Source organism: Pseudomonas lini (assembly GCF_001042905.1).
Classification (GTDB): Bacteria; Pseudomonadota; Gammaproteobacteria; order Pseudomonadales; family Pseudomonadaceae; genus Aquipseudomonas; species Aquipseudomonas lini.
On record NZ_JYLB01000003.1, the window covers coordinates 539,053 to 556,053 of the forward strand.

General features: G+C 60.3%; 11 protein-coding genes. 6 read left to right on the plus strand and 5 right to left on the minus strand.

Translation table 11 applies throughout. From position 1 onward, the window contains the following. The first annotated feature begins 57 nt into the window (after nucleotides 1-57). From TU81_RS11125 to TU81_RS11135, 3 genes are read left to right on the plus strand one after another with little or no spacing between them, the layout of a single operon-like run. Nucleotides 58-1,116 carry a sugar phosphate isomerase/epimerase family protein gene (locus tag TU81_RS11125; RefSeq protein WP_048395074.1) on the plus strand — a complete coding sequence of 353 codons (1,059 nt, stop codon included), beginning with the start codon at nucleotides 58-60 and terminating at the stop codon, nucleotides 1,114-1,116. 47 nt (nucleotides 1,117-1,163) lie between these two features. Then, the gene (locus TU81_RS11130; protein WP_048395076.1) at nucleotides 1,164-2,429 is read left to right on the plus strand and encodes an MFS transporter; all 1,266 of its coding nucleotides are present in this window, start codon (nucleotides 1,164-1,166) and stop codon (nucleotides 2,427-2,429) included. Between the two features lie 56 nt (nucleotides 2,430-2,485). Beyond that, the gene (locus tag TU81_RS11135) at nucleotides 2,486-2,731 is read left to right on the plus strand and encodes a hypothetical protein (RefSeq protein ID WP_008072387.1); all 246 of its coding nucleotides are present in this window, start codon (nucleotides 2,486-2,488) and stop codon (nucleotides 2,729-2,731) included. Nucleotides 2,732-2,781: 50 nt separating this feature from the next. Here TU81_RS11135 and TU81_RS11140 read toward each other — a convergent pair whose 3' ends face one another. The 5 genes from TU81_RS11140 to TU81_RS11160 all read right to left on the minus strand — a co-directional run bounded on the left by TU81_RS11140 (nucleotide 2,782) and on the right by TU81_RS11160 (nucleotide 11,210). Next, entirely contained in the window at nucleotides 2,782-3,165 is a 384-nt protein-coding gene (locus tag TU81_RS11140) for a hypothetical protein (protein ID WP_038980137.1), read from the minus strand. 62 nt (nucleotides 3,166-3,227) lie between these two features. Beyond that, entirely contained in the window at nucleotides 3,228-6,359 is a 3,132-nt protein-coding gene (locus tag TU81_RS11145; RefSeq protein WP_048395078.1) for a multidrug efflux RND transporter permease subunit, read from the minus strand. Nucleotides 6,360-6,384: 25 nt separating this feature from the next. Further along, nucleotides 6,385-7,539 (minus strand): efflux RND transporter periplasmic adaptor subunit, encoded by a 1,155-nt coding sequence (locus tag TU81_RS11150; protein ID WP_048395080.1) that lies wholly within the window; start codon nucleotides 7,537-7,539, stop codon nucleotides 6,385-6,387. A gap of 65 nt (nucleotides 7,540-7,604) precedes the next feature. Continuing rightward, entirely contained in the window at nucleotides 7,605-9,026 is a 1,422-nt protein-coding gene (locus TU81_RS11155; RefSeq protein ID WP_080772059.1) for a diaminobutyrate--2-oxoglutarate transaminase, read from the minus strand. A gap of 123 nt (nucleotides 9,027-9,149) precedes the next feature. After that, nucleotides 9,150-11,210, minus strand: a complete 2,061-nt coding sequence (locus TU81_RS11160; protein ID WP_048395082.1) for a TonB-dependent receptor — start codon at nucleotides 11,208-11,210, stop codon at nucleotides 9,150-9,152. Nucleotides 11,211-11,468: 258 nt separating this feature from the next. On the opposite strand from TU81_RS11160, the gene TU81_RS11165 reads away from it, so the two are divergent. Genes TU81_RS11165 through TU81_RS11175 form a run of 3 tightly spaced genes read left to right on the plus strand, consistent with a single transcriptional unit; the run spans nucleotide 11,469 to nucleotide 16,961 of the window. Beyond that, nucleotides 11,469-12,446 carry a TauD/TfdA family dioxygenase gene (locus TU81_RS11165; protein WP_048395083.1) on the plus strand — a complete coding sequence of 326 codons (978 nt, stop codon included), beginning with the start codon at nucleotides 11,469-11,471 and terminating at the stop codon, nucleotides 12,444-12,446. Between the two features lie 8 nt (nucleotides 12,447-12,454). Further along, nucleotides 12,455-15,883 carry a condensation domain-containing protein gene (locus TU81_RS11170; protein ID WP_048395085.1) on the plus strand — a complete coding sequence of 1,143 codons (3,429 nt, stop codon included), beginning with the start codon at nucleotides 12,455-12,457 and terminating at the stop codon, nucleotides 15,881-15,883. Nucleotides 15,884-15,914: 31 nt separating this feature from the next. Next, complete coding sequence (locus tag TU81_RS11175; protein WP_048395086.1) at nucleotides 15,915-16,961, plus strand: TauD/TfdA family dioxygenase; 1,047 nt, start codon at nucleotides 15,915-15,917, stop codon at nucleotides 16,959-16,961. The last annotated feature ends 40 nt before the right edge of the window (nucleotides 16,962-17,001 follow it).

The window sequence follows — 17,001 nt, forward strand, 5'->3', positions numbered from 1 at the left end:
GACTGGCGCGATAAAGGCTGCGCCGGTAGACCCGGCGTCTGACCAGGAACGACTCGAATGAACAATAAGATCCAAGAGCGATTCAATGCCTTGCTCAGCCACAAGGCTGCCAAGGCAGGAACACCTCCCCTACTGACTGAAGCACTGGCCCGTCAACTGCTCGACCGCCTTGGGCAGATGCGCTTGTTTGCTCATGCCTATCCCTTGCTGACCAACCTCACCCATGGCCGTGTCACGCCTGCCGACCTGCTGGACTTCGCCTATCGCCACGAGTTGCAGGGTCTGAGCCTGCACTTGCTCGACGGCGAAGAAAACAGCCTGAGCCAAATGACACCCGCGCAGTTGCAAGCGTTTGCCGACAAGGCCAATGCGCTCGGACTGGATGTGCACCTGGAAATCAGCAGCACGCTGAAGAAAGATGTCGATCAGGTGATCGCCATTGCCAAGGCGCTGGGTGTGCGCAATATCCGCGTTTACTCACGTTACGAGGGGACGCTGTCCCGGGTCATGGACGTGATCGAGTCAGACCTGCATTACCTCGCGCAGCAGGCCGATGAACACGACCTGTTCTTCGACTTCGAGCAGCATGAGGAACTCAAGAGCGCCGAGATCGCGCAACTGCTGAGCCGTCTAAACCACCCACGGCTGCATGCCTTGTTCGACTTCGGCAACATGATCAACGCCTGTGAACAACCCTTACCGGCGCTGTGGACCCTGGCGCCGCACATACGCCAGACCCACCTCAAAGGTGTGCGCATCGTCCCCGAGCACAACGGCTTCGGCCATTACGGCGTGCTGCAGGGCAGCGACGATGACGACCTGCCAAGCGCTCGCATGCTGTTCGAACTGTTGATGCTCGGCGACTCAACCCCGCAAGTGATCGCGTTCATTCTTGAGCAGGAAAATCACTACGTCGCCCCGGCGTTCCGCCAGACCTCTGAGGTTGCCGATCCATTCATTGCGTACCGGGAAATGAGTGACACACCACTCCCGGACGGCTACTCGCTCGAACGAATGCTCGCCGACGAACATCGTTGGGCAAACAACCAGGTCGCCTATGTGCGAGGCCTGCTGGCCGAGTTCCGAACCCTGGCCGAGTTGACCCTGAACGCCTGAACCCGACGTAACAACCAGCACTGCTTATCCAAGCCTGGAGAACAATAATGACAACTCGTGACAAGGCCAAATGGCTCAGATTCCTGATTCTCATCCTCGGTGGTGGCACCATCTACAAGTTGGCGAACCTCAAAGACGCCTTCTACATCCCCATGCAAGAATTCATGGGTTTGAGCCACACTGAAATCGGCCTGCTGCTGAGCGCCAACGCCATCATCGCCACCGCGCTGTTTGTCGTCGGCGGCGTGCTCGCCGACCGCTACGACACGCGCAAACTGATCCCCATCGGCCTGATTGGTACCGGTGGCCTGGGGCTGTATCTGGCGACCTTTCCGCCCTTCAGCAATCTGCTGATCGTGTTCAGCCTGTTGGCCGTCTGCGCCGATTGCATCTTCTGGCCCTCGCTGCTCAAGGCCATCCGCAATCTGGGTGACGATCAGGAACAGGGTCGGTTGTTTGGACTGCTGGAAGGTGGGCGTGGCGTCATTGATACCCTGGTTGCCTTTTCTGCACTGGGCGTTTTCGTCGCCATGGGCTCTGGTGAAACCGGTCTGAAATCGGCAATCCTCTTCTACTCGGTCATCGACATTCTTGCCGGAACCCTAACCTGGTTCCTGCTCAAGGGCGGCAGCGCACAGCCGACTGCCAAGCCGAAGAACGGTTTGTCGAACCTGCTCGAAGCCATCAAGGTGCCGGGCATCTGGTTGGTCAGCCTCAACGTGTTCATGGTTTACATCGTCTACTGTGGCCTGACCTATTTCATTCCCTACCTCAAGGAAATGTACGGGCTGCCCGTAGCACTGGTGGGCGCCTACGGCATCATCAATCAGTACTTCCTCAAGATCCTCGGTGGCCCCGCCGGTGGTTTCATTGCCGACAAGCAATTCAAGAGCACCAGCCGCTATTTGAAGTGGGCATTCCTGGCCTTGCTGCCGCTGATGGGCGTGATCATGCTGATCCCGAAAAGCCCGAGCTTTATCTATGCGGGCATGGCGGCCACGCTGTCGTTCGCGCTGATTGTGTTTTCCATGCGCGGCGTGTTCTGGGGCCCCATGGGTGAAGTCGGCATCCCTTCGCACATCACCGGTTCAGCCTTCGGTATCGGCTGCCTGATCGGCTACGCACCGGGCATGTTCGCTTACGTCATCTACGGCGCAATCCTCGATCATTTCCCGGGTCAGCAAGGCTACAACTACGTCTTCAGCTTGATGAGTCTGTTGGCCATTATTGGATTCATGGTGTCCAGCCTGCTGTACAAGAGCGTTCGGAATAAATCCACGGCAATCGGTGCGGTTAGTGCGGCGCAAAGCTGATCGGGTAATCGTCGCCTTCACTGAACAGGCCAAGGCCTTTCGGTGGAGCTCTCACCTTGGACTTGAAATCGTTGAGGGTTGCGACTATCAGTGAGGTTCAATCCTTCGAGGGCAATAACATGCCAACGACTGAAGAATCGATCATTGCAGCAGCCAGGCTGCGTGCCGCCTACCGGGGAGAAAACGAGGCGCTGGCTGCGGCTTCAGCGCTCGAAGCCCTGGCCGTGCTGAAAAAAACGTTAAAGGGAGACAAATACCAAGAGGCGCTCGAAAGGCTGTATCTCGAATACTCAACCTCTTGATTCACCCGTGCCGTCTTAGCGGCGGCACATTTTTCGCCCATTGAGAACGACTAAACTCCCTTCACCTCTGAATGCAGTTTCAGCAACGCCCTGGCTTCGGCGGTAAAGCTGTAGCTCTTGTCCTGAAAATGAATGACACCCTCTTCGCAAAGACGCTTGAGCACTTCACGCACACTGATGAACGACAATTCGGCAGCCAAGGTACCCAGGTAAGCATGCACCCCGTGCACACCGACGGAACGCTCCTCTTTGGTGGCGACCAATAAGGCATCGATCACTTTCAAGCGGATAAGGCTGGTGCGCAGCCCATAAAAGCGCAGCAATTCACGGATACGCGTATTCGTGTTGCGATCGCATTGGAAATTTTGCCGAGTGGTCGCTGGCTGCGGCTGCATTGGCGTAATGAGAGACGACGAGACCGAGTGGTCGTACATGGAAAAAATCCTTTTAAGAAACGCACCGATGTAAAAATTGGCGATTATTGTTTTGACATTTTTTAACCAATCTCTCCCGACTCGGTGTTGGCGACATGGCGACGACGCAAGCGATCCGCCAAGGACAGGACCCATACAAAGAACAGCGGTACGCACAAGACCCCAAGTACTGTCGCTGCCAGCATGCCGCCGATCACGCCGGTGCCAATTGCTCGCTGGCTGGCGGCACCCGCACCACTGGCGAGTGCCAGGGGTAGCACACCGAGAATGAAAGCCAGGGACGTCATGACGATCGGGCGAAAACGCAAGCGCGCCGCTTCAGCAGCCGCTTGCGCAAGGCTTGCACCCTGAGCGTGAAGCGACTTGGCAAACTCGACGATGAGGATGGCGTTCTTGGCGGAAAGGCCGATGATCGTGATCAATCCCACCTTGAAGTAGACGTCATTGGGCATGCCCAACACCGTCACCGCCAATACCGAACCGAGCATGCCCACCGGCACGATCAGCAGCACGGCAAAGGGAATCGCCCAGCTTTCATACAGTGCGACCAGTACCAGCAACACCATGGTCAACGACAAGCCCACCAACATAGGCGCCTGATCGCTGGCCTGTTGTTCCTGCAATGACAGGCCGGACCATTCCAGGCTGAAACCGGTCGGTAACTGACGGGCAATTTTCTGCATTTCCTCCATGGCTTGACCGGTGCTGTAACCCGGCGCGGCATCACCGGAAAAACGCAATGACGCCGAGCCGTTGTAGCGAGCGATCTGCAACGGCCCGACCTGCCACTCGAAACGGCTGAACGCTTCCAGTGGCACCAGACGGTTCTGCCGGTTGAGCACTTGCAGGCGCAACAGCGCTTCGGGCGTCTGCCGGCTGATGCCATCCGCCTGAACGATCACCCGTTGCATCCGCCCCTGATTGGCGAACTCGTTGATCTGCTCCGAACCCAGCGCCGAGGACAGTGCCGCACTGATTACATCAAAACTCACGCCCAGGGCCTCGGCCTTTTCGCGGTCGATGCTGACATTGATTTGCGGTGCATCGGCCAAGCCATCCTCCATCAGGTGGCCGATCACCGGCGATGCCTTGGCGGCTTCGAGCAACTGGCTTCGCGCCTTCAATAGCGCGTCGTGCCCCTGACCCGCCAGATCCTGCAAGCGCAGATCGAAACCGCTGGAGGTGCCAAGGCCGTCCACCGGGGGCGGCACCACGCTGTACAGCGTGCCATCGGCGACATTTTCAAAGGCCTCATTCGCATGCCGGGCCAGCTCATCGCTGGACTGCCCGCTGCCACGAAGCGACCAGTCTTTGAGGGTGACATACGACATTGCCGCGTTGGCACCTTCCCCGGAGAAACTGAAGCCCATGATCGCCAGCACGTGATCCGTGGCAGGTTGCGCCAGGGCATAGTGTTCCCACGCCTGGACCGTCACATCGGTGCGCGAGGCTGACGCCGCGGGCGGCAACTGGATATCGGTGACGATGTAGCCCTGATCCTCGGACGGCAAGAACGAGGACGGCAACCGCTGATAGGCAAAGACGAGTACCAGCAGCAACATCAGGTACAGACACATGCTGCGCGAGCTGCGTCGAACCCAGCTCGCACCCAGCCGTTCGTAGCGCCGGGCCAGGGCATCGAAGCGTCGATTGAAAGCGTTTGCCCAGCGATTCGGCCGGGCTTGATGCGTGGGGTCAAAGGGTTTGAGCACGGTGGCGCACAGGGCCGGCGTCAGGGTCAGCGCCAAAAAGCCGGAGAACAGGATCGACACCGACAGTGCCATGGCAAATTGCTGGTAGATCACCCCCACCGAACCGCCCATGAACGTCAGTGGCAGGAACACCGCCGACAGCACCAGGGTGATGCCGACGATCGCTCCGCTGATCTGCTGCATGGCCTTGCGGGTCGCGGCCTTGGGCGACAGATGCTCCTGAGTGATCAGCCGTTCGACGTTTTCCACCACCACGATGGCGTCGTCCACCAGAATCCCGATGGCCAGCACCATGCCGAACAGGGTCATCATATTGATCGAGAACCCCAGCGGGGCCATGACCGCGATCGTCCCCAGCAGGCAGACCGGCACCACCACTGCCGGAATCAGTGTGTAGCGCAGGTTCTGCAAAAACAGCAGCATCACCAGGAACACCAGGACCATGGCTTCGATCAGGGTGTAGATGACTTGTTTGATCGCCATCTCGACAAAGTACGAGGTGTCGTAAGGCACGTTCAAAGTCATGTTTGCCGGCAGCGTGCTCGATAGCTGTCCAAGCCGCGCCTTGATCGCTTCCGCTGTTTGCAGCGCGTTGGCGCCGGGCGCCAACTGCACCGACATGGCTGCTGCCGGTTTACCATTCAGACGCGCATCGAACCGGTAGTCCTGTCGCCCCAGTTCGACCCGTGCCACATCGTGGATTCGCACACTGGAACCGTCGTCATTGGCCCGCAACACAATGTTGCCAAATGCCTCCATCGATTCGAGCTGGCCTTGCACCATCACCGTAGCGGTAATGTGCTGGTCGGCGGGCCCCGGCCGTTCACCCATACTGCCCGCAGGCACTTGCACGTTTTGCCCGGCGATGGCCTTGCCGACATCAGCCATCGACAGGTTGTAACCCACCAATCGCGCAGGATCGACCCAGATGCGCATGGCCCGTTCGGCAGCGTACATCTGCACCCGACCAACCCCGGCCACCCGGCGAATTTCATTATTGATGGCCCGGGCCGCGTAGTCCGCCAGCCCGATGGAATCCTGCTGGTCGTCGGTGTAGGACAAGGCATACACCAACAGGAAATTGGAACGCGCCTGCTCCACTTTCAGGCCTTGCTTGATCACCGCCTGAGGCAAGCGACCGACCACCCGTTGCAAACGGTTCTGCACATCGACCTGTGCCATGTCGGCATCGGTGCCCGGGTTGAAGGTGATGGTGATATCGGCACCGCCGTTGGCGCTGTTGGACTCGTAATAGATCAGGCCTTTCAGACCGTTGAGCTCTTCTTCGAGCAGACTGGTGACATTCTGGCTAACGATCTGTGCCGACGCGCCAGGGTAGTTGGCGCTGACTGTGATTTGCGTCGGCGCCACGTCCGGGTACTGGTTGACCGGCAAGGTGCCTAGGGTCAGCGCTCCCGCGAGCGAGATGAACAACGCGATGACCCAGGCGAAATTCGGACGGTTGATGAAAAAATCCGGCATCGTTGTTTCCCAAGGCCTCTGGCCGTCAGTTGCGAGCCTGCTGCTCGGCCAAGGTGATGACGTTGACTTGAGTCCCGGCGCTGAGCTTGTCCACTCGTTCGACCACCACGTGGTCACCGGCGGACAGCCCCTGAGTGATCTGCCAGTCGGAACCGACCATCACGCCTGTACTGACCACCCGTTCGCGCACCACGCCGCCGGCATCCACCAGCATCAACCTGGCCTGCCCATCGGTGCCGCGCTGCACCGCTTGCTGCGGCACGAACAACGCTTGCGGATCGACCCCGGCCGGCGCCACCACGCGCACGTACATGCCCGGCAGCAACACGTTGTCCGGGTTGGGGAATTCGCCGCGCAAGGTCACTTGCCCAGTACTTCGATCCACAGAGATATCGGAGAACATCAACGTGCCGCGGCGGGTCTGGGGGGGATTGCCCACTTGCACCGTCACCTGCGCCGAACCGCTGCCGTCAAGGGTCAGGCGCCCGCTGGCCAAGGCTTGCTGCAAAGCCACGACGTGATCGGCGGATTGGGTGAAGTCAGCGTAGATCGGGTCCAGTTGCTGAACTCGCGCCATCAGTGTCGCCTCGTCCTGCCCTACCAGCGATCCTTCGCTGACCAGCGCTCGCCCGATGCGGCCGCCGATCGGTGCACGCAGCTGACAATAACCGAGGTTGAGCCGTGCGGTCGTCAGGTCGGCCTGGGCAGCCAGACGATTGGCCTGGGCGCTCTTGAGGTCGGACATGGCGTCGTCGAACGCTTGCGGGCTGACGGCGTTGATTTCGACCAACTGTTTGAAACGCTGCACCTGAGCGTTGGCGCGATAGACATCGGCCTCGACCTTGGCCAATGCGCCTTCAGCTCGCATCAGCGCCGCCTTGAGCGGCGCCGGGTCGATGCTGAAAAGCAACTGGCCCGCCTTGACGTCGCTGCCCTCCTGAAAATGTCGGGTCAATACGACACCCGCCACCCGTGCGCGCACCTCGGCGATGCGCACCGGTTCAATTCGCCCCGGCAAATCCGTGGTCATGGCAAACGCCCGTGGCTGTACCGTCAGCGTCTTCACTTGCGGTACCGACGCACTGGGCTCGGCGGGTGGTTTCTGATCACCGCAAGCGCTTAATCCAAGCACCGTCAGCAACAGCCAGGCAGGCTTCATCGAGGCAAAAACTGTGTGCATTGTCACTCCCTGTCCAATGAAAAAAGGCCTGCCGATTGCGGTCGGCAGGCCCCTGCAGCGGCTACTCAGCGAAGTGGACGCTCGCTGATCGCACAGGCCGCGCGGAACAGGATTTGCGCGACGAAATCGATCTCCTGTTCGGTGATGATCAGCGGCGGCAGGAAGCGCACGGTAGCACTGTGGCGGCCGCCCAGCTCGACAATCAGACCGTGTTGCAGGCACGCCTGCTGGAAGGCCTTGGCCCGGGCGGTGTCCACCGGCGGATGGCCTTGAGCGTCAAGGGCCCCCTGCGGGTCGACGATTTCCATGCCGAGCATCAGGCCACGGCCACGCACATCGCCGATCCAGTTGAATTCGCTTTGCAGCGTCAGCAACTGTTTGCGCAAATGCGCACCAGCGCTCTCGGCGTGGGCCACCAGACCTTCGTCGCGGATGAAACGCAAGGTCGCGGTGCCGGCCGCCATCGCCAACTGATTGCCACGGAAAGTGCCGGCGTGGGCGCCCGGCTGCCACACGTCCAGGGAATCGTTGTAGACCATCACCGACAACGGCAGGCCGCCGCCGATGGCCTTGGACAAAGTAATGACGTCCGGCGTAATGCCCGAGTGCTCGAAACCGAACATCCGGCCGCTGCGGGCGATGCCGCATTGAATTTCATCGACGATCAACGGAATGCCGTGGGCCTGGGTCAGCCGACGCAGTTCCTGCATCCAGCGATCGGGGGCGGTAATCACTCCGCCTTCGCCCTGGATCGGTTCAAGGATCATCGCCGCAGGGGCGGTGACGCCGCTTTCAGGGTCGTTGAGCAAATGTTCGAGGTAATGCACGTTCAAGGTCACGCCCTGTTCGCCGGCCACCCCGAACGGGCAACGGTAATCATGGGGAAACGGCAGGCGTTGCACGCCGGCCATCAAGCTGCCCAAAGCATTTTTCGGCGACAGGTTGCCGCTGATCGCCAGCGTCCCCAGGGTCATGCCGTGGTAGGCCCCTTCAAAGGCCAGTACCGAATGCCGGCCAGTAGCGGTGCGGGTCAGCTTCAGTGCTGCTTCCACCGCATCGGCGCCACTGGGGCCACAAAACTGGATGCGCGCGTTTCGCGCAAAGTCGGCTGGCAGGCAGCCGAAGATTTCCTGTACGAATGCGTCCTTCACCGGAGTCATGAGGTCCAGGGTATGCATCGGCACACCTGAGGCCATGACCTGTGTGATGGCTTCGATAATCACCGGATGGTTATGTCCCAGCGCCAGGGTGCCGGCGCCGGCCAGGCAATCGACGAACACTTGTCCGCGACTGTCCTGCACGTAGATACCGTGGGCTCGTTCCAGCACCAGCGGAATGCGTCGAGGGTAACTGCGGGCGTTGGACTCCTGCTGTTGCTGGCGTTCCAGCATCGGCGTCGAATCAAGGCAGTACGGGCTCGACAGACCGGTGTGCAACAGGCGTAGCTGTTGCGCGCCACCCGATGTGACATTCGAAAAAGCACTCATGATTTCCTCCAGGGAGGCTGGGTTTGGAAGGGAACGGGGCAGCCTGAAACGAATGCTTCAGGTCACGACAGCCGTGAAACCGGACGCGGGAAATCCTTCCCCCGCTTCCATCTCGTCGTAGATTTACATGTCGTAGCGCAGAACCAGACCCACCGTGCGCGGTGCGCCGACATCGACAATGTCACCGCTGCGGTTGTTGGTGACGTATTCCTTGTCGAAGGCGTTTTTCACGTAGCCGGATACCGCCACGTTTTTGGTGAGCTTGTACTCGGCGTTGAAGTTCGCCAGCCAGTAGTTGTCGCTCCGGCGCTCACCCGTGACCTGGCCAGCAGCATCGAACTCGTACTCCGAGGGCGCGGAGCTCTGATAGATGACGTCGGTGTTGAGGGTCAGACGATCATTCCAGCGATAGGTACCGCCCAGCGACATCTTGTACTTGGGCGAAAAGAGGAAGTCCTCGCCGCTCATGTCGCGGCCGTCGCTCGTGACGAAGTCCTTGTATTTGCCATCGGTGACGGAGGCACCGGCGTTCAGGGTCAACTGTTCGCCGAAGTCTTTTTCAACAGAGACTTCCAGACCCTTGATGTCACTGCTGCCGGCGTTGAACACGTCAAGGAACTCGGTGTCCGGGTTCAGCACACTGACCTGCTGGTCTTTCCAGTCGGTGTAGTACACGTTGGCGCGGGTACGCAGGGTCTTGTCCATGAACGAACCACGGTAGGACAGCTCATAGTTGGTGGTGTATTCCGGATCGTAGGCTTCGTGACCGCTACCGGCACGGACGTTGACGCCGCCGCCGCGATAGCCTCTCTGCACCATGAAGCCCAGGTACTGATTCTCGGCCAGCTCGTAGTCGATACCGAGTTTCGGCAACACGGCATCAGACGTCTGTTTTTCTTTAGCGGGCTGGGAGAAGTCATCTTGCTTGACGTCGGTGTCGTTGGTCTCGTGGTCGTAGCGCAGGCCGGTGATCAAGGTCCAGCGTGGAGCGAAGGTCCAGTTCACTTCACCGAACACTGCCTTGTTTTCGATCGTGGTATCGCCCTTGACGGTACCGAACAGTTCATCGTCGAAGAACAACCGGTCGTGAAAGTTGTTGGTGTTGTGACCGTAGTAGACGCCGGCGAAACTCTTCACCGTGTCGCCGCTGTAGTTCAGGCGCAACTCCTGACTGAACAGGTCGCCATACTGCTTGCGCAGAACGGTCTGGTTGGCGTCAGCTGATTGGTCGAAGTCCAGGCGAGCGTCGTAGTCCGAATCGGTATTGGCGGTGAGGCTGGTCAGGGACCAACTATCATCCAGGCGATAGTCGACCTTGGCGCTGACAGTGTCCTGCTTGAGTTTGTCGTACGCGTCGGTGTTGGACGCCACCTTGTAATAACGGATCTTGTCGTTCTGACGCATGACCGAGTTGTCGCCCTTGCGACTTTCACCATGGGCGTAGGTCAGCAGTACATCAAGATCGTCATTGGGCAGAATCAGCAGCTTGCCACGGGCATTGCCGGTACGGGTCTGGTTAGCGTCATCGTCGGTGAAGACGTTGTCGATGTAACCGTCGCCTTCCTGGTAATCCACCGCGATACGGCCGGCGATCTTGCCATCGACGATCGCGCCCCCACCGGCAACCGCCCCGCCGCGCTCGTTGTAGTTCCCTACGTTGGTTTGCGCGGAAAAGCTCGGTTCAAAGGTTGGATTCTTGGTCTGGATGACCACCGCACCGGCCAGGGAGTTACGGCCTTGGGTAGTGGATTGCGGGCCGAGGAACACTTCGACTTGCTCGACGTCCCACAGTGGCATGGGGCTAAGGGTCAGTGCACGGTTCGGCTGCGCGGCACCGTCGACGAACACCGAAACCGCGCCGTTGAGAGCGGCCGGGCCCTGGTCCTCGAAACCGGATACCGGTACGCCGCGGATACCCCAGTTCTCATTACCGGACTGGTTGTAGACACCTGGCGTTCGGGCGAACACGTCGACGAGGTCGTGGTCCTCCTTCTCGCGCAGTTGCTTGTCGGTCACCACGACGACACTCGACTGGGTTTGCTCCAGGGTGCGGTTGATTTTTTCACCCGTCACGGTGATCGGAGCGATCTCCATTGTCTTCGACTGTTCGGCCGCCCATGCGCTGTTAATCAGGCACACCGCCGACCCCACAGCCAACGCAATTGTGTTCTTTTTGAAATTCACGCCCCGCTCCCCTGCGACAGATATTTGTTGTTTTTTGCGCTAGCAAAATGCTGTTTCGAGCCAGCGGGCGGAGTCTAATCGAAAAAAAAATTTAAAGAAATAAGATTGATAATCTATCTCATTTGTACCTAATATGCTGTCGTGTATCAGAGCGAATACATTTCAGTCGAGCACTGCATCGGCGACCTCTGCCCTGTTTTCAAGGTCTGCCCAAGCCGTTCCGACTGGTCGAAAAAAGATAAAAAGGATGTGCAAAGGATGACCTCCATCGAACACCTGAACGGGCGTTCCGAGCCTTTTTCCATTGCTCCAGCGGGTGGCAGCGAACTGTCATTACCCATGCTGGTACAGGCAACGCCGGGACAGTCGATTCATGATCTGGACGCGTCGATCCGCGACAGTCTGCCCCATGCGCTGACCACCATTGGTGGGGTGCTGTTTCGTGGTTTTACCGTCGCCACGCCCATCGACTTCAAGCGCTTCGCCGCCAGTTTCGGCGCACCGCTGGCCAGCTACGAATTCGGTTCCACGCCACGCAGCAAAGTCTTCGCCGGGGTCTATAGCTCCACCGAATACCCGGCTCATCAATTCATCCCCTTGCACAACGAGCAGGCCTACACCCGGCCATGGCCTTCGCGCATCTGGTTCCACTGCATCAAGGCCAGCGAAACCGGTGGCGAAACGCCGATTGCCGACAGCCGCCTGATCTACCAGCGCATGCCCGCCGAGATCCGCGAGCTGTTTGCCAGCCGCGAGCTTCTCTATGTGCGCAATTACAGCGGCGCACTGGATCTGCCCTGGCAGAAAGTCTTCAACACCGAAGACCGCGCGCAGGTTGAACGCTACTGCCAGGACAACGACATCGAGTGGGAATGGAAAGCCGATGGCGACCTGCGCACCCGTCAGCGTTGCGCTGCCGTGCTGCAGCATCCCGATAGCGGTGAGTGGGTCTGGTTCAATCAGGCGCACCTGTTTCATGTTTCGGCCATCGAGCCGGGCGTGCGCGCCAGCCTGCTCGCCGCGGTGGGCGAAGAAAACCTGCCCCGCCATGTTTACTTCGGCGACGGCTCGGCGATTCCCGATGAGGTGCTCGACACCGTGCGCGAGGTCTATCGCCAGACCGCCATCAGTTTCCCCTGGCAGCCCGGCGACATCCTGATGCTCGACAATCGACTGGTCGCTCACGGCCGCAATCCTTACACCGGTGACCGCAAAGTCATCGTTGCCATGGCGTGAATACCACCATGTTCTCATTCAATCACTGGATCGAAGTACTGGAAGCCAATGCCCAGCACTTCCCGCAGCGTGCTGCCCTGCACTTCTTGCCGGACGGCGTCGAGATCGGCGAAACCCTGACCTTTGCCCAATTGCACGAGCAGTCCCGATCTCTGGCGGCGGCGTTGCAATCGCGCTATGCGCCGGGCGATCGCGTGTTGTTGATGCTGCCCAGCAGCCTCGACTATGCCCGCGCGTTCTGCGCTTGTTTATATGCCGGCCTGATCGCCGTGCCGTTGTTCCCGCCACCGTCGCGCAAACCGCGCCACCTGGACCGGGTACGCAAAGTGGTGGTGGATGCTGAACCAGCGCTTATCCTCGCGCCTGCGGATCATTGCCAGGGTTTGCTGGAATTGGTGGAAAACCAGGTCGATGTACTGACGGTCCAGGACCTGGGCATGCCGCCGGCCAGCCAGTGGACACGCCCGAACGTCGACGGCGCGACCGTGGCATTCCTGCAATACACCTCGGGTTCCACCGGCACGCCCAAAGGCGTTGAAGTACGCCAGCGCAACCTGATCGCCAACGTCGAACTGATGCGCCAGGCCTACGGTTTCGATGAGCATGGCGGCATGGTCAACTGGCTGCCGCTGTACCACGACATGGGTCTGATCGGCGGTATGCTGGCCCCGCTTTACAGCGGCATGCCTTGCTACTTGATGGCTTCACAGACCTTCGTCAACGCGCCGTCGACCTGGCTGCAGGCGTTGAGCCGCTACCGCGCCACCGCCAGTTTCGCCCCCAATTTCGCCTATGCCCTGTGCAACCGGGTGGTCAGCGACAACCTCATCGCACAGCTCGACTTGAGCGCCTGGCAACACGCAATCAACGGTGCCGAACCGATCCACCCCGGCACCCTCGAAGCCTTCGCCCAGCGCTTTGCCGCTTGCGGTCTCAACCCTCTGGCAATCAGCCCCGGTTACGGTCAGGCCGAAGCGACGCTGTGTGTCAGTGCCACGCCGGCCGACGCTTTGCCAGTAGTGTTGCGCCTGGACAAAGCCGTGCTGGAAACCGGTCGCGTGGCGTTGGCGGCCACCGATGCCGCCGCCGTGGAGTTCGTCGCCTGCGGTTATCCCCAAGCGCTGCACAACATTGCCATCGCCGACCCGCAGAGCCATGAGCGCTGTGCCGCCGATCGCATCGGCGAAGTCTGGCTGAGAGGCCCGAGCAACGCCGAAGCCTATTGGAAAAACCCCGAAGCCAGCCGCGAAGCCTTTGAGGCGCGCATTGTCGGCGAACCCGGCAATTACCTGCGCTCCGGCGACCTGGGTTTCATGCACGAAGGTCAGGTGGTGATCTGCGGGCGGCTCAAGGACTTGCTGATTCTCAATGGGCGCAACCTGTACCCCCACGACATCGAATTCGCCATTACCGATGCCGAGTCGGGCATTCGCACCGGACGTATCGCCGCGTTCTCGGAGATGGACCCCACACTTGGCCGCGAGAAACTGGTGATCGTCGCCGAGCCGCAACGCAAGTTCGTCGACCCGGCGCATCACCCCGCGCTGTTTGCGTCGATGCAAAACGCCGTGCGCGAAGCCGCCGACTGCGGTATCGATCAGATCGTACTGGTGGAAGCCGGCACCATCCCGATGACCACCAGCGGCAAGATCGCCCGTCAGGGCGCGCGCAAACAACTGGCTGCGGGCACCTTGAGCATCATCGCCCAGAGCGGTGGGCAAATCACCTCAAACAGCGAAACCATTGACCTCGTTCAACTGAAGCATTGCGTGGAGAATACGCCGCAACTCGCACAGCCCGCGTGCCGCCAATGGCTTGAGCAAACCCTGCACGAGGTCAATCCGTACCTCGCGGCAGACTTCGAGCTCAGCCTGATCGGCCTCGGCCTGGACTCCATCAGCGTGGCCGATTTTGCCGCTCGCCTGTACAAGGATCTGGGCTGGAGCCTTGACACCCAATGCCTGTTCGGCGAACAAACCCTGGCGCAATGGGCGCTGGCCTTGCAGGTTTTCCTGAGCGAACCATCGCCAGCGACCAGCACATCGACCGCGCGTGCGAGCGTCAGCCAAAGTCGTCAATCATTCGCGCAAAGTCGCCTGTGGTTCTTGCGCCAACTGAACCCGGACGATACCCGGCACAACCTGGTGTTGCACCTGCGCCTGCAAGGTCCGCTCGACATCGAAACCCTGGCGCTACGCCTGAACACCCTCGTCAACCGCCATAGCGTGTTGCGCACGGTGTATCGCGATGGTGTCGATGGCCCGCAGCAAGAGGTCTTGCCGGCCACCGCCGTGCCGCTGACCTGGCACGATTGGCGTGATCAGAGCGAGGCACAGCAACAGCAAAACCTCAGCGACTGCCTGGCCAACGAACACACCACGCCGGTTGAACTCGAGACCGGACCGCTGCTGCGCGCGCAACTGCTCAGCCGTCACGATGACCAGCATGACCTGCTCCTGACCCTGCACCACATCGCTTTTGACGGACGCTCGGCGCAAGTGTTGCTGGCGGAACTGGCAGGCACCACCGACGCCGAATTGCCGGTGCAGTACCTGGATTTCGCCCAATGGGAAGCCACGCACTGGAGCGAACAGCGGATCGCCACGGAGCAAGGCTTCTGGCGTGAGCATCTGGCAAACAGGCCGCAAACCCTCGAACTGGGTGGCCGTGGTCAGACTCACGGTGAGCACAGTCTGAACTTCACGGTGCCCCAGGCAACCTGCGAACACCTTGCAGCAATGGCACGCGAGCAAGGCATGACCCTGTTCATGCTGCTTTTGGCCAGCTATCAGTTGGTACTCAAGCAACTCGGCGGGCAGCAACAGTTTCTGTTGGGCACCGATGTCAGCGGCCGTCCGCTGGCGGAACACAACGACGTCATCGGCTTCTTCGTCAACCAGCTGACCCTGCGCTGTGACCTGAACGGCGAACCGACACTGGCCGGTTTCCTTGAACGGGTGCGCGATGAGGCGCGACTGGCTTACGCCCACCAAGGCCTGCCTTTCGATCTGGTGGTGTCGGCGCTGGCGCCGGAGCGCCGCCCGGGTCACTCGCCACTGTTCCAGGTCAAGCTCAACTATCAACCGTCCCGGGTAACCCCAACCGATATCGCCGGTGCGCACATGACCGCGCTGGACGTGGCGCAGGCGCCGGGGGATTTCCACCTGGTGCTCGATCTGGTGCACGGCGCCGAAGGCATCGACGCGACCCTCAAGTACCGCGGCGAATACTTCGATCAGGATCGCGCCCTGCGCCTGCAACACCTGTGGACCTACCTGCTGGGCGAGATCCAGAACGTGCTGGCCGAACCGCTTTCAGCACTGGCCGAACGGCTGGGCACCCGGGATCAGGCTTTCCAGCGTGAACGCCAACAGTCCCAAGCCCTGGCCGGTCGCAGCCAGATGAAGCAAACCAAACGTCGCTCATTGTCCCTTTAACCCAGATCCATTAACCCAGTTGGATGCCTTTATGTCTATCGTGCCCCCATCGTCTCGTGCCCTTGGCGCCGTACGCCGCAAAGCCATGAACGTCTCGGAACAGCAACTGGTCAGCGAGCGTCTGCTAAGCCCGGACCACGCCTTGCCGCTGGTGATCGAGCCGGCGGTCAGCGGCGTCGATCTGGTCGCCTGGGCAACTGGTGAACGCGAGTCTCTGGAGAAAAAACTGCTGCAATACGGCGCCCTGCTGTTTCGCGGGTTCTCGGTGCTGTCCGTGGAGCAATTCGACCAGGTCATCGCCGCCCTCTCCCCCGGCGCGCTGGAATACATGTTCCGCGCCTCGCCGCGCACTCGGGTCGGCGGCAACATCTACACCTCGACCGACTACCCGGCCGACCAGATGATTTTCCCGCACAACGAACATTCCTATTCGCCGCGCTTCCCGCTGCGGCTGTTCTTCTACTGCCACATCCCATCCGAGACCGGCGGCGAAACTCCCATCGGCTCGACCCGTGCCGTAAAGGCGAACATCAGCCCCGAAATCGAAGCACGGTTCCGCGAAAAAGGCGTGCTGTACGTGCGCAATTACGGCGACGGTTTTGGCCTGTCGTGGCAGGCCGTGTTCCAGTCCGAAGACCGTAGCGAAGTGGAAGCCTACTGCGCCAGCGTCGGCATCGAAGTGGAATGGAAAGAAAACAACCGCCTGCGTACCCGCCAGCGCGGGCCGGCGGTGGTGCGGCATCCGCGTACCGGTGAAGAAGTCTGGTTCAACCACGCCACCTTCTTCCACATCAGCACCTTGCCCCCGGCGATCCGCGATTCGCTGCAAAGCAACTTCAACGACCTCGACCTGCCTACCAACACTTTTTATGGCGACGGCGAACCGATCGAACCGCAAGTACTGGAGTCGCTGCGAGCGGCCTACCTCGACTCGCTGGTGCGGTTCAGCTGGCAGCAGGGCGACGTGTTGTTCATCGACAACATGCTCGCGGTACACGGTCGCGAGCCCTTCACCGGCAAGCGCGCAATCATGACCGGCATGGCCGAAGCCCTGCTGCAAAGCGACGTCGCCGTCTGACTTTCAAAGGGCATATCAGCTGTTCGCAAGGGGCTCACCT